This is a genomic window from Algoriphagus aquaeductus, from assembly GCF_003253485.1.
Lineage (GTDB): Bacteria > Bacteroidota > Bacteroidia > Cytophagales > Cyclobacteriaceae > Algoriphagus > Algoriphagus aquaeductus.
In genome coordinates, this window is sequence record NZ_QKTX01000006.1 from 48,586 (window position 1) to 66,875 (window position 18,290).

Annotated in this window: 16 protein-coding genes; 9 read left to right on the top strand and 7 right to left on the bottom strand. The window is 45.2% G+C overall.

Going from position 1 to position 18,290, the window contains the following annotated elements; translation table 11 throughout:
- The first annotated feature begins 59 nt into the window (after positions 1 to 59).
- Entirely contained in the window at positions 60 to 1,274 is a 1,215-nt protein-coding gene (locus tag CLV31_RS09565) for an ATP-binding protein (RefSeq protein WP_111392676.1), read from the top strand.
- Between the two features lie 26 nt (positions 1,275 to 1,300).
- On the opposite strand, the gene rnhA is transcribed toward CLV31_RS09565, so the two are convergent.
- The 3 genes from rnhA to CLV31_RS09580 all read right to left on the bottom strand — a co-directional run bounded on the left by rnhA (position 1,301) and on the right by CLV31_RS09580 (position 3,127).
- Positions 1,301 to 1,759 carry a ribonuclease HI gene (rnhA, locus tag CLV31_RS09570; RefSeq protein ID WP_111392677.1) on the bottom strand — a complete coding sequence of 153 codons (459 nt, stop codon included), beginning with the start codon at positions 1,757 to 1,759 and terminating at the stop codon, positions 1,301 to 1,303.
- A gap of 42 nt (positions 1,760 to 1,801) precedes the next feature.
- A complete protein-coding gene (locus tag CLV31_RS09575; RefSeq protein WP_111392678.1) occupies positions 1,802 to 2,383 on the bottom strand; it encodes a MarC family protein in 582 nt (193 codons plus the stop codon).
- Positions 2,384 to 2,449: 66 nt separating this feature from the next.
- Complete coding sequence (locus tag CLV31_RS09580) at positions 2,450 to 3,127, bottom strand: DUF2461 domain-containing protein (protein WP_111392679.1); 678 nt, start codon at positions 3,125 to 3,127, stop codon at positions 2,450 to 2,452.
- Here CLV31_RS09580 and CLV31_RS22050 point away from each other — a divergent pair.
- A complete protein-coding gene (locus tag CLV31_RS22050) occupies positions 3,126 to 3,539 on the top strand; it encodes a DUF6364 family protein (RefSeq protein WP_245943374.1) in 414 nt (137 codons plus the stop codon). The two genes, CLV31_RS09580 and CLV31_RS22050, sit on opposite strands and share 2 nt — an antisense overlap.
- Complete coding sequence (locus CLV31_RS09590; protein ID WP_111392681.1) at positions 3,529 to 3,948, top strand: type II toxin-antitoxin system VapC family toxin; 420 nt, start codon at positions 3,529 to 3,531, stop codon at positions 3,946 to 3,948. Before CLV31_RS22050 ends, CLV31_RS09590 begins: the two co-directional genes overlap by 11 nt.
- Here the strand turns inward: CLV31_RS09590 and CLV31_RS09595 are convergent.
- Positions 3,941 to 5,236: a UDP-N-acetylmuramoyl-tripeptide--D-alanyl-D-alanine ligase gene (locus CLV31_RS09595; protein WP_111392682.1), complete on the bottom strand. Its 1,296-nt coding sequence runs from the start codon at positions 5,234 to 5,236 to the stop codon at positions 3,941 to 3,943. The two genes, CLV31_RS09590 and CLV31_RS09595, sit on opposite strands and share 8 nt — an antisense overlap.
- A gap of 90 nt (positions 5,237 to 5,326) precedes the next feature.
- Here CLV31_RS09595 and CLV31_RS09600 point away from each other — a divergent pair, with 90 nt between their 5' ends.
- The gene (locus tag CLV31_RS09600) at positions 5,327 to 7,411 is read left to right on the top strand and encodes a T9SS type A sorting domain-containing protein (protein WP_111392683.1); all 2,085 of its coding nucleotides are present in this window, start codon (positions 5,327 to 5,329) and stop codon (positions 7,409 to 7,411) included.
- A gap of 82 nt (positions 7,412 to 7,493) precedes the next feature.
- Here CLV31_RS09600 and CLV31_RS09605 read toward each other — a convergent pair whose 3' ends face one another.
- Together CLV31_RS09605 and CLV31_RS09610 are read right to left on the bottom strand one after the other, a co-directional pair.
- Positions 7,494 to 7,748: a type II toxin-antitoxin system RelE/ParE family toxin gene (locus CLV31_RS09605; protein ID WP_111392684.1), complete on the bottom strand. Its 255-nt coding sequence runs from the start codon at positions 7,746 to 7,748 to the stop codon at positions 7,494 to 7,496.
- Positions 7,741 to 7,989 carry a type II toxin-antitoxin system ParD family antitoxin gene (locus CLV31_RS09610; protein WP_111392685.1) on the bottom strand — a complete coding sequence of 83 codons (249 nt, stop codon included), beginning with the start codon at positions 7,987 to 7,989 and terminating at the stop codon, positions 7,741 to 7,743. Before CLV31_RS09610 ends, CLV31_RS09605 begins: the two co-directional genes overlap by 8 nt.
- A gap of 144 nt (positions 7,990 to 8,133) precedes the next feature.
- On the opposite strand from CLV31_RS09610, the gene CLV31_RS09615 reads away from it, so the two are divergent.
- The 3 genes from CLV31_RS09615 (at position 8,134) to CLV31_RS09625 (ending at position 14,371) form a co-directional block, all read left to right on the top strand.
- Complete coding sequence (locus tag CLV31_RS09615) at positions 8,134 to 9,840, top strand: amidohydrolase (protein ID WP_111392686.1); 1,707 nt, start codon at positions 8,134 to 8,136, stop codon at positions 9,838 to 9,840.
- Between the two features lie 117 nt (positions 9,841 to 9,957).
- Positions 9,958 to 12,882: a S9 family peptidase gene (locus tag CLV31_RS09620; protein WP_111392687.1), complete on the top strand. Its 2,925-nt coding sequence runs from the start codon at positions 9,958 to 9,960 to the stop codon at positions 12,880 to 12,882.
- A 169-nt stretch (positions 12,883 to 13,051) separates the two neighbouring features.
- Positions 13,052 to 14,371 (top strand): ATP-binding protein, encoded by a 1,320-nt coding sequence (locus tag CLV31_RS09625; RefSeq protein ID WP_111392688.1) that lies wholly within the window; start codon positions 13,052 to 13,054, stop codon positions 14,369 to 14,371.
- 220 nt (positions 14,372 to 14,591) lie between these two features.
- Here CLV31_RS09625 and CLV31_RS09630 read toward each other — a convergent pair whose 3' ends face one another.
- Positions 14,592 to 15,734: an acyl-CoA dehydrogenase family protein gene (locus CLV31_RS09630; protein ID WP_111392689.1), complete on the bottom strand. Its 1,143-nt coding sequence runs from the start codon at positions 15,732 to 15,734 to the stop codon at positions 14,592 to 14,594.
- 217 nt (positions 15,735 to 15,951) lie between these two features.
- Between CLV31_RS09630 and CLV31_RS09635 the strand changes: the two genes are divergently transcribed.
- Complete coding sequence (locus tag CLV31_RS09635) at positions 15,952 to 17,892, top strand: tetratricopeptide repeat-containing sensor histidine kinase (protein WP_146250882.1); 1,941 nt, start codon at positions 15,952 to 15,954, stop codon at positions 17,890 to 17,892.
- A gap of 93 nt (positions 17,893 to 17,985) precedes the next feature.
- On the top strand, positions 17,986 to 18,276 hold the full coding sequence (locus CLV31_RS09640; protein ID WP_111392691.1) for a hypothetical protein: 291 nt from the start codon (positions 17,986 to 17,988) through the stop codon (positions 18,274 to 18,276).
- Positions 18,277 to 18,290: the final 14 nt, after the last annotated feature.

An 18,290-nucleotide genomic window follows, 5' to 3' on the forward strand; every position in this document is an offset into this window, starting at 1 on the left:
TAAATGTTTTTACTTCCTTAAAATAAATTTTACCTTTAAGGCTATAAACCACTAGATCAATGGTACTTAAGGAAGAATTAGCAGCGGCAGTCAGTGGACAGAAAAAAGGATTGTCAAAAACAACCAGGCTCACTGAACGAGAGGCAATAACTGGATTTAAGCCTTCAAGTACCCATATCGAGGTAATCACAGGTATACGACGCTGCGGAAAAAGCACCCTCATGCGTCAGCTAATAAGCAATACTCATAAAGATTATGCCTACCTGAACTTTGAGGATCCGAGGATATTCGGATTTGAGATTAGCGACTTTGCCAAATTGGATGAAGTGTTTGGAGAGGCGGTGTCCGTTTATTTCTTTGATGAAATCCAGAACGTCAGCGGTTGGGAAGTTTTCGTCAGGCAGCTACATGACAGGGGAAGCAAAGTATTTATCACCGGGTCTAATGCCTCTCTTCTCAGCAGCGAGTTGGGTACAAGACTGACAGGACGCCACCTTTCGTACGAAATATTTCCATTTTCTTACTCCGAATATTTGGCATACACTGAGCTCGAAGACAGTAAGGAGAGTTTCCTAGACTATCTGTTTTCGGGAGGATTCCCTGAGTTTCTTCGAGACCGAAATCCCGAAGTACTTCAGAATCTCTTAAAAGACATCGTCTTCAGGGACATCGCCATCCGCTATGGCATCAAAAACACCAAAACCCTGATGGAAATCGCTCTATTTCTCCTGTCCAATGTGGGAAAAACGACGAGCATCAATAGTTTGAGAAAGACCTTTGATGTGGGCTCTCCCAGCACAGTCTCTGACTATTTATCCTGGATGGAAGATGCCTACTTGTTCTTTTTCGTGCCAAAGTTTAGTTGGTCCGCCAAAAGCATTTCGAAAAATCCCAAAAAAGTCTACGCTATCGATACAGGATTTGCAAAAGCAAACTCACTCAGCTTCAGCGGTGACAGCGGCAGACTCCTTGAAAACTTGGTTTTTATCCTCTTGAGAAAAAAGGATTTTGAGCTATACTACTTCAATGAGCGAAGAGAATGTGATTTCGTTGTATTGGAAAACAAGCAGTGCAAGTGGGTCATCCAAGTAACTGATCAGGTGCACGGGGATAACAAGCAGCGAGAACTGGATGGACTAGTAGAGGCTATGACCTTCTTCGGGAAAAAGGAGGGCTTCATCATTACGATGGACCAAAATGACAAACTAACTCTGGAAGAAAAAACTGTCAGACTTATCCCAGTCAGAACATTCCTAAAAGAATTCCTCTCCTAGCCATAAAATCCAAAGCCTTTAGCCAATCAATTCCCCAATCCTTGCTCATACCCTGTATCAGCAGGAAGGTTGCTTCCCATGGCGGCAGCCACTGCCAGCTGATCACAGCGCTCGTTTTCAGGATGGCCGGCATGGCCTTTAACCCATACAAACTTGGGTTTGAATTTTAGGTGAAGGGGAATGTAGCGTAGCCAGAGATCGGGATTTTTCTTGTCCTTGAAGCCCTTTTTCTGCCAGCCCCAAAGCCAGCCTTTCTCGATGGCATCGACCACATACTTGCTGTCAGAGTAGATCTGAACCGGGAATTCGGTGGTTTTGAGCTCCTGAAGCGCACGTATTACCGCGAGCAATTCCATTCGGTTATTGGTCGTCAGTCGAAAGCCCTCAGAAAGTTCTTTCCGATGCTGGCCAAATTTCAGCACTACACCGTAGCCTCCCGGACCTGGATTTCCTTTGGCTGCACCGTCGGTAAAAATGATAATCATAGTGCAAAGAAATGAAAAAAGCCGGGGTCTCCGGCTTTAAACTTATCCGACTGCGATCGGAAAGGCATTTGATTTGAAAATTTTCACTGCGATGGAGAGAAGGATGATCCCGAAGATTCTCCGAAGTACATCGACACCTGTCTTTCCGAGTTTGCGCTCGAGCCAAGTGGTACTTTTCAGCACGATGTAGACAAAAATCAAGTTAAGCAATATGCCGATGGCAATATTGACCTGCTCAAATTCCGCTTTCAGCGTCAGAATGGTAGTCAAAGTGCCTGCGCCGGCAATCAAGGGAAATGCAATCGGGACGATGGAAGCACTGGAAGTCGCCTCAGGATCGGGCTTGAACAGCTCAATGCCTAAAATCATCTCTGCGCCCAAGGCAAAAATGATGAGGGCACCTGCGATGGCAAAGTCCTCTACCCCAATGCCAAACAGGCTAAGGATGGATTTCCCAACCAACAAAAATGCGATCATCAACACACCTGCTGCCAAGGTGGCTTTTTCGGATTGGATATGACCTACTTTTTTGCGGAGATTGATGATGATCGGGATGGAACCTAGAATATCAATCACCGAAAACAGAATGAGTGAAACGGAAAGGATTTGTTTGAAATCAATCATGGCGCAAAGGTAAGGGGATTTCACCGATCCAAATCCTAAGGCAGATTAATTCCTAATGAAGAGAATTTAAAGAATTCCAGATCCGTCTTCGACCTCTTCGATAGCCTGCCGGAGGAAATCATTGAAAGGTTTCATCCGACGAAATCCGTCCATTGCAAAAGTCAAAAAAGCCCCTGAATCGACGGCCTTGTCTGAAATGGGATGGGAAACGGTGAAGCTTTTCAGCTTCAGGTATTCGATGTAAGGGTGATCTGCCTCGTAATCGCGTGGACTGGTTTTAAGCTTTTCGCCTTCTATACCTTTGAAGAGTTTTTTGAATTCAGGATCATTTTCTATTCGCTCAAGTTCGGCTCCGCTGTAGTCGATTTCCTTCCGGATTTTCTTCAGCGTATCGGCTTCCGGCATCCAGATTCCACCTGCTAGAAAAGAGTTTCCGGGTTGGATTTGCAGGTAATATCCCGGACCGGGTGATTTTTTTCCTCCCGGCGAAAAATACACCCCGAAATTTGTTTTGTATGGGTCCTTGTTGGCAGAAAAGCGGATATCCCGATTTTGTCGAAAGACACAATCCTTGGGTTTGAAAGCCGAAAGTTCAGGTTCGATCTCGGTCATTTCTTTCAACAAAATCTCCACATCTTCGAGCAATCTAGCCCTGGTGTCGGTATACCATTTTTTGTTGGCATCCATCCAGTCTTTGTGGTTGTTTTGGGCTAGTGCTGAGAGAAATTCGAGATACGGGCGCATGGGAAAGCAGATGTGTGAAAGTAAAGGTAGAAAATTCAAGAATGAAGGATTAACTAGATTAATGCTTTGGAAGTTTATGAGGTTTGGATTAAGTGAACTTTATGGTAAATTACACGTGTTAAATTTCAAAAAAACTACACGTGTAATGAATACGAAATTAACCTTGACCCTCGAAAAAGAGGTGATCGAAAAAGCCAAAGAATTTGCAGCCCGCCAGGGACAGAGTCTTTCTTCTTTAGTGGAAAACTACTTCAAGCTGCTCACCTTTGAGCATAAAGAAGAACCAAAGAAAAAAGAAAGGAAGCCACTTCCAGAAAGTTTTTTAAAGTTGAAAGGCTGCCTGAAACATGAAGGTGAATTTGACTACAAAGAAGAACTGACCAAGGCATTGGAGGAAAAATATGGACTCTAGTTACTTTTTAGATTCGGATGTCATTTTAGATTTCCTACTCAATAGAGACCCATTTAATTTTTCAGCTGATGAAATTTTTGAAAAAGCAGTAAACAAGGAAATTCAGATTTTCTTCTCATCTCTCACTGTTGCAAATATTCATTACCTACTCCGGAAGAGATATGGCAACGAGGGAGCATTGGAAAAGATTACTGAATTGTTGAGATTCTGTAAAATCCTTCCCGTCTCGGAAAAAGAAATTTTCTCAGCCATCAAAAGTGGATTTTCTGATTTCGAGGACGCTATCCAGCATTTTACTGCAGTCCAAAATCCAGAGATTAAAGGCATCATTACCCGAAACTCAGCTGACTACAAGAAGTCTCAAATACCGGTTTTCACGCCTGAAGTTTTTCTTTCCACTTTCAAATAAAATCCACCAAGGTCTCCAGCTTCATCCCACGGCTGCCTTTGATCAGGATGAGGTAGTCTTCCAATTTGCTGTCTTCCAGCCAGTTTCTAAAGGAAAAAGGATCAGGGAAATAAAGTGCTTTAGGAGCTTTTTCCAGTGCTGAGACAATCAGCTTACCTGTAAAACACACCTTGTCAATCGGGTACTCACTGACGATTTCACCCAACTTTCGGTGCTCTTCTTCGGCATGCTCCCCAAGCTCAAACATGTCTCCGAGAATGATCATTTTGTGTTTTTTCCCGGTCATCTGACCAAAAGTCCGGATTGCCACTTCCATACTCGATGGGTTAGCATTGTATGCATCGAGAATGATTAGATTGCTGCCTTTCTCGATGAGTTGAGAGCGCATGTTTTCGGGTTTGTAATGGACAATTCCCTCTACTGCTTTATCCATTGGCACTCCATAAAACTTCCCAATCGTCAAGGCATTGGCGATATTTCCAAAATTATAAGCCCCAATCAGCGAGGTCAAGTGCTCACCCGGGACTCCTTCAACCGAAAACTTTACAAACGGATCCGCACCCAGAAACTGAACTTCACAGAAATCCCCATTCGCCGGATAAAGCACCGGATTCTCAAATCGCTTGATCATATTCGACAGGATCGGGTCTTGGGTGTTGATAAAGACCGTCCCTTTATTTTCCCTCAAGTGCTGGTACAATTCAGTTTTGGTTTTGAGCACGCCTTCTGGACCGCCCATTCCTTCCAAATGCGCCTTTCCGATATTGGTGATAAAGCCATGAGTTGGCTCGGCAATATCGCAGAGCTCCTTGATATCGCCCTGCTTATTGGCTCCCATTTCGATGATAGCAATTTCGTGTTCGGGCTTTAATCTGAGCAAAGTCAAAGGCACGCCAATGTGATTGTTCAGATTTCCGATAGTGGCCAGCGTATTGAATTTTTGCTTCAAGACAGCATGCAAAAGTTCCTTGGAAGTCGTTTTGCCATTCGAACCAGTCAATCCAATCACCGGAATGGTAAACTTCCGACGGTGATGCGTAGCCAGATGTTGCAAGGTGGTCAATACATCTTCGCAGATAAAATAGCGCTCGTCATCTTCCACGAAGTACTTTGCCTCGTCAATCACCACAGCGGATGCGCCCATTTCTAAAGCTTTGGCCGCAAAGTCATTCGCGTTGAAATTCGGTCCCTTCAATGCAAAAAAGAGATTACCCGGATCGATCTTACGGGTATCGGTGCTTACGCCTGTGCTTTTGAGAAAAAGCTGGTAAAGGATATCGAGGTTCATTTTTCGGGAAAATTTGCCACAAAATAACGCAAAGGCCACATCTTTGCAGAGCTCGTTTCGTTTTATTTTGGAGTTTCATTTTCCCTTGCTATGCAAAAAATACTTGTCCTGATTTTTCTGTCGATCTGTTCTCAGACTTTCGCCCAGACAGTATTTGATTGGGACCAAAGCAAATCGGTAAGGGTAAATGGACAGACTGTTCCCATAGGCTTATCACAAGGAATCAATTCTGCACAAATCCAAACAGTCGACCTCACCGGAGATGGAGTGGAGGAGTGGGTCGCATGGGATATCAATTCCCGACAGCTCCAGGTTTTTGAGAAAATTGGAGGGGATTTCAGATTAAGACCGGATCTTGCCTATTTACTCCCGACAGAAATCAGTGGATTTTTAGTCTTCGCAGATTTTGATGGGGATGGTAAAAAAGACCTGTTTACTTCTACTCCTCTTGGAATCCGGGCATTCCGCAATACCTCTTCAGGGATTCAAGTTTCATGGACCATAGCTCAAAATTTCCTAAGACTCGAAGGTGCGAATAACATACCTGCCAACAATTTGGATATTCCACTTATTCAGGATGTGGACGGTGACGGGGACTTGGATTTGGTGATTTTCAACTTTGCTGTGGGTGATTTTTTGGAGTTTTACCGCAATACTTCCATGGAGCGAAAAGGAACACCGGATGTCGATGGTTTTTCCTTCCCTATCCGGCATTGGGGTAATTTTGAATTTTGCGCTTGCGCACAGGTTAGTTTTAGCCAAACTTGTGATGGCCGTCCACTAGGCCCCAATATCCAAATCGATGAGGGTGCCCGAATCCTACATGCCGGTGGGCATAGTATTTTGTACCGCGATTTTACCGAAGACGGTGTTCCTGACCTGCTGTTGGGAAGGGATGAGTGCAATACGCTCTATTTTATGCCCAACTCGGGTTCTTCCGACAATCCAAAATTCACTTCATTTTCCACCGAGGTACCAGGGTTTGGAAATCTGCCTGTCTTTCCCAGATTTCATGTGGGGCAAGTGATCGAAGAGGATTTGATTGTCAGTCTGAATACCAATGAGACCTCAGCCCCATTTCGAATTGACTTTGCCAAGGCGGTAGTGATGCTGGAGAAAAATACGGGAGTCATCAGCCCGATTCTTCAAGATCAATTGTTCGATTTGGGGGAAAATGTAAGACCCTACTTCAAAGGAAATGTCTTTGCAGGGGAACTTTGGTTGACGGCAAATGTCAAAAATGGAAATACTGTCCAAGGCCAAGCCTATCGCCTGAGCTACTTCGGAGACCGATTTGAGCTGTTGAATGAAGACTACCTCGGTTTATCCAATTTAAACCTGCTGGAGATCCAACTGATCGAATACGGCAGTGTAAAAAACCAATCTTATCTCTTAGTCTCTGCGGTGCGGACTACCAATGGTGTCCCGAGTCAGGTACTTTTACGAAGTCAAGGTGCGGATTGGAACGATTTTCAGCTTTCCGGCTTGGCGCTTCGGGTAGGGGATCAGCTGACCCTTTTTCCTTACCAAGGGAAAGATTACCTGCTCGTCGCTGCGCAAAATGGAAGCCTGACGCTCTATGAATTAGATCTGGAAGCTCGCTCGGCTACTTTGAAAACAGCTAATTTCTTGGGTTATCAGGATAATCCTGCAAACAGAAATCTGAGTGTGTCGGTACGAATTCAGGACAAACCGGATTTGTACTCGGCGGATCAGACAGGACGGATATTTCTGGTCAAGGACATGATGAATTCGGAGGTTAGAGATCAGGTTTTGGTTAAGATGGAAGATCAAAATTACCCTTTCCGCCTGGGAAGAAACACGTGGATCTCGGTAGTCAATCCGGGTTTCGATGAAAACGTGGATTTGATTTTGGGAAGCCGAGGCGGAGGAATTACCTATCTGAAATCCGTAAAATCAGAAAATCCAACCGATGGAGAACTCTTGGTCAAAGTCTATCCCAATCCGACCTCAGGTTCGTTTAAAGTGGTCTCCAATACCGTTGCGAAAGCAAGGCTGATCACCTCTTTGGGCCAAATCCTATTGGATGAAATTACCATTCCCGCCAACCGGGAAATCGAAATCCAAACCCAAGCCCTTCTGCCCGGAGTTTACTTTTTACAGTTGGAAACGGATGATCGAAAGGTGCTGGTGAAAAAGGTATTGGTTAGGTGATTATTTTTCAATGAGCTCAGAAAAGCCACACACAAATTTTTAGTTGCAATTGAGTTCTAATTTTGAGGATTCAGGGTTGGATTCATTCCAGAATTCTACTTTTCAAATCCATCTTAGAATGTAAAAACCGAACAATTTCGATGGTTTTTTCACTCAGTTTTCGATAGAAAACGATATGCTCACCAGATTTATAACCATAAATTTCGGAGGAAATTTCTTTGTAATTTTTCCCTAAGTCATGATTGTCGGCTTGGTATTCAGACCAAGTTTCAAAGGAGTAATCCCAAATTTCCGATAGATCCTCAACCGCCTTGTAAGTTAAAAAATAGTTAGCCATGTTTTTTCTTGGCTTTCAAGGACTCAAGATGTTTTTGAGGATCAAAATCTTCTATAATTCCACTCTTAATGCCTTCTTGAATAGCATTTTTTAGTGCTTGGATTTTATTTTCCTCTTCTTCTAGCAGGCGAAGGCCCGCACGGATAACCTCGCTGGCACTCGAAAATCTTCCTTCCGAGACCTTAGAGTCCACGAAACTTTCAAAATAATCTCCCAAAGAAACTGATGTGTTGCGTCCCATAATTTTTTCTTTTTTATAAAATTACCAATTTTTGGTAATTAAAGTCATTTTTCTAAAATCTGATTTCACCTTTTTGTCTTCCAAAAAATCCCATTTGCCCACCTCCTCTAAAACATCTAGCTTCGGTTCAGAATTTATCAATCCATGAAGAATATCTACACTCTCCTTTTATTTGCAATTTTCGCCGGGGCATGTAAATCCGGTCCGGAAAATCCCGCTGACAAAGTTTTCATCAACGGAACGGTCTACACGGTGGACGAAGCTAATCCGCAAGTCCAAGCCGTGGCCGTCAAAGATGGGTTGATCCTAGCTTTAGGCTCGACCGAAGAAATCCAAGCATTTGTGGGCGAGTCTACCGAGGTGATCGACTTACAGGGCAAAACCATGACTCCTGGATTTATTGAATCTCATGCTCACCTGATGGGCATCGGGTACAACAAGCTCGAAATCGACCTCATGGGTGTTAAAACCTACGACGAACTCATCCAGAAAGTAGCCGAAGCTGCTGCCATTGCCAAGCCGGGTGACTGGATTACAGGCCGAGGCTGGCATCAGGACAAATGGCTGCAAATGCCCGAGAAAACGGTCAAAGGATTCCAAACACATGATGCCCTCAGCGCCGTCACACCAAATAATCCGGTGTACCTCGCCCATGCTTCTGGTCATGCTTCCTTTGTCAACCAAAAGGCCATGGAACTCGCGGGCATCACTCCTTTGCGCAGCGAAAAACCCACACAGGAAGTCGAGGGAGGCGAAGTCCTTCGTGACGAACTCGGCAACCCATCAGGAGTCTTGGTAGAGCGGGCCTTTACTTTGGTGGCTAAACTCATCCCTGAGACAACCCCTGAGAAAAATGAGGAAGCACTCACTTTGGCTCTTCAGGAATTGGCCGAGAAAGGAATTACTTCCTTCCACGATGCGGGTTCGGGTCAGGACGTGATCGACTTGGTTCAAAAGTTCAAAAATGAAGGCAAGCTTACCTCACGGATGTACATCATGCTTACGGGACGTCAGCCTGAATTACTCGAAGCTTGGTACAAAAAAGGCCCGATGATCGACCCTGATCATTTTCTGACTGTGCGCTCCATCAAGCTGAACTGCGACGGGGCTCTTGGTCCTTGGGGAGCTTGGTTGCTGGAAGATTATTCTGACAAGCCCGGTCATCGAGGCCATGAAACACTTCCGATGTCTGTGGTGACTGAGGTTTCCGAAAAGGCCCTGCCGCTCGGTTTTCAGGTTTGCTCCCATGCGATCGGGGACCGAGCCAATCAGGAGATTTTGGATCGATACGAAGCGGCTTTTGCCAAAAATCCCGAGGCCAAAGATCATCGCTTCCGCATCGAGCATGCCCAGCATTTGCATCCAGATGATATTCCGAGATTTGGTCAGTTGGGCGTGATTGCGGCCATGCAGGCGATTCACTTGAGTTCGGACCGACCTTGGGCGATTGATCGCTTGGGCGAAAAGCGCATCATCGATGGGGCCTATGTGTGGCAGAGTCTGTTCAAGACCGGCGCCCGCATTGCCAACGGAACCGATGCCCCCGTGGAACCCGTAGATCCGATTCCTTCTTTCTATGCCTCGGTGACCCGCAAGACCCTTCAGGGACTTCCGGAGGGAGGCTACGAAGGCGAACAAAAAATGACCCGTGAGCAGGCCCTGAAGTCCTACACCTTGGATGGCGCCTATGCGGAGTTTGAAGAAAATTTCAAAGGATCTATTGAGGTAGGAAAAGCAGCTGACTTCACCATTTTTGACAAAAACATTATGGAAATCCCTGAGGATGAGATTCTGAAGGCCAAAGTTCAGATGACTGTCGTGGGAGGAAAAGTGGTTTTTGAGAAAAAGTAAGTTTAATCTCTTTGAGGTAGTTAGAAAGGCCTGCATGTCTCCATGCAGGCCTTCTTTTTTTTAACGGTTCGTAGATATGAGGTAAATCCCTTATTTTCCCTACCTAATCTACTTACCATGAGAAAACAACTACTCATTCTTTGGCTATTTGCCTTGACTTTTCAGTTGGCAATGGCCCAAGATGCACCCAAACCCATGTCCTGGAAAGACGTCGCCACTTGGAAATCCATGCCCGGTGGAGGATACAAGCTTTCGCCCGACGGACAATGGATGGCCTATGTCCTCACCGGAATCGAAGTGGATGGTGAACTGATCCTCCAAAAGACCGCAGATCCGGCCAGCAAAAAGTCCTTCCCGATAGGAAATGCCAATTTCGCGAGCTTTGAATTCAGCGAAAACAGTCAGTGGATCGCCTTCAAGGAATACCCTAAGTTTGCCGAAAAGCAAGCCAACGAAAAGGCAAAAGGTAAACCGCTAAAGGAAAAACTCCACCTGATCAAACTCGGCACCGAAGACAAAAAGACGTTTGAAGGAGTCGGAGGATTTTCTTTCAATGGAGAAGCTGCCTCTCACTTGGTCATCAACCTTCCCAAAGAAGGAAATGGAGAAGCCAAAGGTGCTGACCTTTTGATTTATCACCTTGCCACCGGCAAATCCCAGAACCTCGGCAATGTGCGGGAACAAGCGGTAAATAAAGCCGGAACTCACCTTGCCTACACGGTCGATGCTGCCAATTCACAAGGAAATGGTCTTTACCTCCTGAACATGGAGAGCAATTCCATCCAAGTCCTGGATTCGGACGAGGCAGGCTATCAGAGTATCAACTGGACCGAAAAAGGGGATGCCTTTGCCGTCTTGAAAATGAAAAAAGACAAAAAGTACAAGCAGGACAAAGGGGCAGTGTTAGGAGTGAAAAACCTTTCCAATCCTCAGGTTACGCTTTACGAACCTGCAAAAGACTCGACCGGCTTTGATCAGAAATACACCATCACACCAAATCGCAGACCGATGTGGTCAGAGGATTTGACCCGATTATTCTACGGTATTCATCCTTTGGTTTTGGCAGAAAAAGAAAGCCCCAAGAAGGAAGTCAATACTGATTCCCTGAAAAAAGACGAATCTGAAAATCTGGCTAAAATCATGGCCGACACGACCATCAAATCCATTTCGGATTTGCAAAAAGCCATCGGAAAACTCAACTCCGGCAAGTCAGACGACAAAAAATCCAATGATGCCAAAAAGCCGGAAATGACCATCTGGCACTGGAATGACGACCGCCTTCAATCCCGTCAGCAGGTGATGGAAAATATGGATAAAAACTATAGTTTCTGGGCCATGTACGATGTAGCGGGTAAAAAGCACATCGCCCTTCAAGACAGCAGTATGAGGGATCTGAACATTCTGCCATTCCAACATTTTGCCCTTGGTTCTGATCAGCAAACTTATGAACTGGACATCAACCTCAATGGTCAAAATTATCGGGATTATTTTATCATTGACCTTAAGACTGGTGCAAAAACTCCGCTTTTCGAGAAGTTTTACCAGCCTTCTTTTGCCTCCATGCCTCGTCCTTCCACCGATGGAAAGAAACTCCTGTATGGCAAAGACGGTCACTTTTATGTCTATGACATTACAACCAGAACCCATACCAACATCACCGAAAAGCTTCCTGTGAGTGTGGTGGATGTGGAAGATGACCACAATGTGATCAAGCCACTCTATAACCCACTTGGCTGGAGCAGCGATAGCCGCTATGTACTCGTGCGTGACGGCTGGGATATCTGGCAAATCCCCATGTCCTCCAAAGAAATTCCGCTCAATTTGACCCAAAACGGGAAGAAGGATAAAATCCGCTATCAGTACCGGATTAGCCTGGATCCTGAAGAAAAGGGAATTGACCTGACCAAGACGGTGTACCTACGGACCTATGGCGAAAACACCAAGAAAAGCGGAATCGCTACTTTAGCGCCAGCCAAAATGGGCTTAACCGCAGGAGCGAAGTTTCTGCTTTGGGAAGATGCCAATATCCAAGGCTTGACCAAAGCCAAAAAAGCCGGAGTTTATACCTTTACCAAAGAAAAATTCAACCAGCCCACGCAGGTATTCTTAGCTGATGCCACCTTGGCTAATCCTAAGCAAATCACCGAAAATGCGCCCGATGCAGGCAAATTCGCTTGGTCTTCGGGAGTAAAACTGATTGATTATGTCACTGCCAAAGGGGATTCTTTGCAGGCTGCACTTTTCCTTCCCGCAGGATATGTGGAAGGCCAAAAGTACCCGACAGTGGTATATTACTACGAAAAGCTTTCGCAGACTTTACACAACTGGTCCAATCCAGGCTACAGCGGTACGGGCTGGAGTCCATCGCTTTACACCAGCAATGGGTATGCGGTCCTGATCCCGGATATCGTGTACAAAATGGATGATCCCGGCATGTCTGCTGTTTGGGCAGTACTACCGGCTGTCGATGCCGCAATCAAAACTGGGGTAATCGATGAAAGCAAAATGGGACTTCATGGTCACAGCTGGGGCGGGTACCAGACTTCCTTCCTGATCACCCAAACCAACCGCTTCAAAGCAGCGGCAGCTGGTGCACCTTTAACCAACATGATTTCCATGTATGACCTGATTTATTGGAATACGGGAGGTGGAAATATGTCCATCTTCGAAGCTTCTCAGGGCAGATTCTTGGGTGGTCCTTGGGAAAATTGGGAGGCTTATGAGCGAAACAGCCCGATCTATCATGTGAAAAAAGTACAGACACCACTGCTCTTATTGCACAATGACAAAGACGGTGCAGTGGACTTTACCCAAGGGGTGGAATACTACAATGCCCTTCGACGTTTGAAAAAACCGGTGATCATGGTTCAGTATTTAGGTGAAAATCACGGCCTTGGCAAACTCGAAAATCGGAAAGACTACAGCGTCCGAATGATGGAATTCTTCGATCACCATCTGAAAGGGCTTCCTGCACCGGATTGGATGAGCAAGGGTGTTCCAAGATTGAAGTTGGGTGAACATCTAGAAGAAAGAGCTTTTTGAAGTCCGGATTTGTGATTTCGGATTAACTCTAAGAATTGAAAGCTTAAAAAATCCCCGATGTTGGTTCATCGGGGATTTTTTAGTGACAATTTTTAAATTTTTGTCTTTTTTAAAAAGACATTTTTATAATATTTGTCACTTATGAAAATACTTTTTCTACCTTTAGAGTATGAAAGAGATCCTGAAAGATATCCTTACAGAAAATTCAACCCGGCAACTCCGGGAAGAATTGGTCCTAAGAGATACCAAGCTGCATGTGGACTTGCCCAAAATGCAAGCAGTCCTCGGGCCTCGACGGGTAGGAAAAACATCCGCCATGAACCTGTACATGCAGGAACTTTCAAAATCCAAAGAAATAAGCCCCTCCCGACTCGTCTATTTCAACTTTGAGGACGAACGGGTTCACTTTCTACCGGAACAGCTCGATTTGATCCTACAGTCTTGGAGGGAATTGCATCCTGAGGTTCATTTGGCAGATTGTTATTTTTTCTTTGATGAAGTCCAAGCTGTTTTGGGATGGGAAAAGTTTCTCAACCGTATCAGCGAGACCTACACCAAGAAAATCTGCTTCACGGGGAGCAATAGCCGGCTGCTGCATACCGAAGTCAATACCGTGCTCCGAGGAAGAAGTATCGCATTAGAGCTTTTGCCCCTTTCTTTTCAGGAGTTTTGCAGGTTTTACGCCCATCAGCCTGTGGTGTATGGCCCAGAGAAAAGCACTACCGAAGCCTATTTCAAAAAGTACCTTCATCAGGGCGGGTATCCTGAACTCACACGCTTGACCGAGCCTAGCCTGCAAATAGCCTATCTCCAAGAATACTACAATACCATGCTCCTGAGGGACATCATCGAGTATCATCAGCTTTCGAATTTCCAGTATTTGAGATCACTCTTTCGACTGGTGGCAGGCAGCGTGGGACAGCCCGTCTCGGTCAGAAGGTATTTCAACCAGCTCAAGTCCATGGGTTACTCTGTGGGCTTGAACACGCTTTATGATGTACTCAACCATGCGGAAGACGCCTATCTTTTCAAAAGAATCGGCCGATTTGATCACTCACAGGGAAAATCAGAGAAGTCTGACAAGAAAGCCTATTGGCTGGACAACGGACTATTGAATGCCTTGGTCGGGATACAGCCGGAAAGAAACGGGATAATGTTGGAGAATTTAGTTTTCCAACAGCTTTACAGACTCTACGGCTCGATCTATCAGCAGCGGATATTTTACTACTCGGATCAGTCGCACGAATGTGACTTCGTCGTTCTGAACGAAAACGAAGAACCACTTCCCATACAGGTTGCTTGGTCATTGGAACAGCTGCATACTCGGGACCGAGAGATCAAAGGTGTCCTAAAAACCTGCGCTTATGCAAAAGTCAAAAAAGGACTGATCCTGACACTCGAGGAATCCGACTCCTTGGAGTTTGATGGAGTCAAAGTCGAGGTGATGCCTGTTTGGAAGTGGATTTTAGAATCCAGAAAAAAGGACTAGAATGATAAGATTAAGCCACTCAGGTGAAGTTTAATACTATTTAGAATTCCTGCAAAAAGAGGCCGTCTCAAAGGTGAGTTTGTCTTATTGAGCGAAGTCGAAATGTGATCCAGATAACTGGAAACGGCCTTCGACTCCGCTCAGGCTGACATTGTAACTAAATTTGAGACAGGCTACTTTATATAGAACCGCATAAGGTATTTTTCAGCCTCCCGGCTTTTTATTTCAAAACTTCTCTTGAAATCACCAGCTTTTGAATCTCGGAAGTACCTTCTCCAATTGTACAAAGCTTGGCGTCGCGGTAGTATTTTTCCACCGGATAGTCCTTGGTAAAGCCATAGCCACCAAAAATCTGCACCGCTTCATTGGCAACTGATACAGCCACTTCCGAGGCGTAAAGTTTGGCCTTCGCTCCGGCAAGGGTTACTTTTTGTCCTTTGTTTTTCAAGTCCGCAGCTTTGAAAGTCAGCAGACTTGCTGCCTCGACCTGTGTCGCCATATCTGCCAACTTAAAGGAAATCCCCTGAAAGCTGGAGATCGGTTTGTTGAATTGATGACGCTCTTTGGAATATTGGATGGCTGCTTCCAGCGCACCTTCTGCAATACCAAGAGAAAGCGCGGCGATCGAGATTCGACCACCATCGAGGATTTTCATGGATTGGATAAATCCCTCTCCGACCTCTCCAAGCACTTGGCTTTCATGAATTCGGCAATCTTCGAAGATTATTTCAGCTGTCTCCGAAGCGCGCATGCCGAGCTTGTCTTCTTTACGACCACCTTTGAAGCCGGGAGTTCCTCTTTCTACAATAAACGCAGTCATGCCATGGCTGTCTCCCACTTCACCGGTTCGTGCGATGACCACTGCCACATCTCCTGAATAGCCATGCGTGATAAAGTTTTTGGCGCCGTTGATGACATAGTACTCCCCGTCCTTTTTGGCGACGGTTCGCATATTTCCGGCATCCGAACCGGTATTTGGCTCGGTCAGGCCCCATGCACCCAGCCATTCGCAGGTAGCGAGTTTGGGTAGGTATTTTCGCTTTTGTTCTTCGGTACCAAACATCATAATGTGTCCTGTACATAGCGAGTTGTGGGCAGCCATAGAAAGGCCTACAGAGGGATCAAGTTTGGCGAGTTCAGCGATGGCGGTTACGTACTCAAAGTAGCCAAAGCCTGAACCTCCATATTCGGTCGGGACGAGCACACCCATCAGGCCGAGTTCGCCGAGTTTTTTGAAAACATCAATGGGAAAATGGGAGTTGTCGTCCCATTCTTTGCGAAACGGGGTAATCTCTTTGGCTCCAAAATCACGGATCATTTGGGCGATCATCCGTTGATTTTCATTCAGTGCAAAATCAAACATGAGTTACTTTTTGGGTTTATTTCTGTTAAATCTAACTGTAAGATTCCGAATTAGTTTGGCTTGAGCAAACCAGTCGATTCCAAAGAAGATGTCATCAAGTATCGAGTAAACCAATTTTAATTTGATACATCGGGATTTTTCTGAACACTCTGATTTAGATTTTCTCTTTGGTTTTCATAATATTTGCTTCTGTTGGCGCTATAAAAATCTCCTGCCTGTGAAGAATTTAACCATTGTTTCTTTTTTACTAGTCCTGCTTTGCAGTGGCTCCAACGTGTTTAGCCAGAGTCCAAGACAGATAATTGACAGTCTGAAGTCGCGGGTTGAGGAAAAACTTCCCCCTGATCAGCTCGCCAATATGTATGGAGAACTGGGTTGGCAATATGCTGCCATCAATCTAGATTCAGCTATATTTTTTGGAAAGATGGCCGTGGAAAAAGCGGAGGAAGCCGGTGAACCCAAGATTTTGGCTCAAGCTTATTCGGATTTGGGAAGTGGGATTCTGCAAAAAGGCAACCTGGATGAGTCTAAAGTTTTATATCTGAGGTCTTTGCAAATCCGTGAGCAAATTCAGGATTCCTTGGGGATGGCCAAGTCTTACAATGCTTTGGGTTTTATCCATCAACGTAAATATGAGACTGACTCTGCGATCGGCTATTTTTTGAAGGCACTCCCGATTTTTCAAAAAGAAAAAGCCGAATTAAATGCCGCTGCCGTTCTCAACAACCTAGGCGTGATTTATCAAAATCTTCCGGACTATCAGAAAGCCAAGCAGGCTTATGAAGAGGCCATTGCTATCCGGGAGCGTTTGGAAGATTTTCGTTCGGTGATCGGCAGCTACAATAATCTGGGAACTGTCTATAAGTATTTGGGGGATTTTGATCAGGCAGAAACCTATTTCCGAAAAGCGATTGCAAAATCCGTCGAACTTGAAGACCCTATGAATCAGGCGATTTCGTATCGGATTTATGCCATGTTTCTATTGGAAAAAGGGGACTTGGACAATTTGGAGGATATTGCAAGAAAGGGGCTTGTTGTAGCCAGGCAAGTGAATACTCAATACGAAGTTGCTGCTTTGGAGACCGCTTTAGGCTCTGCGCTCAATGCAAAAGGGAAATTCAGGGAAGCGAAACCCCTGCTGATTGCTGCCGCAAAAAACTTTCAGGAACAAGGCTCCGAGGAAGACGTCTTGTTTCCATATTTCGAACTGATCTCCGTTTATGCCTCCTTGGGGCAGGCTGACAGCTCTCGATTTTATTCCAATCTATACCAGCAAACTCTACGGACCAAAGTGGAAAAGGAGTCGAAGGAAATAGTGGCAGAATTGGAAACCAAGTATCAGACCGAGCTCAAAGATCTTCAAATTGCCGAACAACAGCTTCAAATCAAAAACCAGAACCTGATGATATTTGGCTCTTTAGGTTTGGCCTTGATTCTTGCCGTAGTTGGGTATCTGCTTTACAGTCAGCAAAAACTCAAAAACCGCCAACTTCAGCAGGAAGGCGAACTGAAGGCAGCTTTGGCACAACTCGAAACACAAAACAAGCTTCAAGAACAGCGGATGCTGATTTCCCGGGATCTCCATGATAATATCGGGGCACAGCTCACCTTTATCATTTCGGCAATCGAAAACCTGAAGTACTTCGAGCCGATCAAAGAGCAACTGACTTCCCGATATGACAGCATCGCCAATTTTACCAAACAGACCATCACCGAACTTCGGGATACCATCTGGGCGATGAACAGTGGGCAGGTGACTTGGGATTCTTTGATATTGAGGATTCAGGATTACCTGCAGAAAGCTCGAGAATCCAAGTCTTCCATTCAATTTGACTGCCTGATTGAAGAAAATATTGATCGAGAATCGAAGATGAACTCTTCGGATAGTATTCAGATTCTCCGAATTGTCCAGGAAGCAGTGCAAAATGCAGTCAGGTATTCCGATGCCTCAAGAGTAGAGATCAAGTTCCATGCTACAAAAAAAGATTTCGTAGGTGTCATTCACGATAACGGAAAGGGGTTTGATCAAGGGACAATACTTCTCGGAAATGGACTTTACAATATGCAGAAACGTGCAGAGGAGCTGGGAGGAAAAGTGGAGATCAAGTCCGGATTGGGGCAGGGCACAAGTGTAAAGCTTTCTTGGCCTTCAAAATAAGCAAGGTTGAAGCGAGCTGAGATCAAATAGGCCATTTGACGTATTCCGCGCTAAAACTCTTCTGGGTAGTTTTGATTTTTCCCTGGAGACTGGATGATTTATTCGATTTTGGAAAATGGCGGATTAGTGATTTTGGCCTTTGCGGTGGTATTTGGCGTACTTTTCCTGCATTTTTTGCTTTTCCGGGAGTACCAAAAACAAGACAAATTTCACCAGGCTCGCATCGCTGATCTGCAACGTCTGGTAGCACTTGAGCTCGAGCGATCCGGACATTTTTCAGATCAGGTGGATTTTTTGGGAAAGCAAAAAGAGCTAACCCAAGACCAGTTAGAACTCATCAAACTGCAAGTTGAAGCGATGAAAAAAGGGGAGAAAAAGGATTAGGAGCCAACAACCTG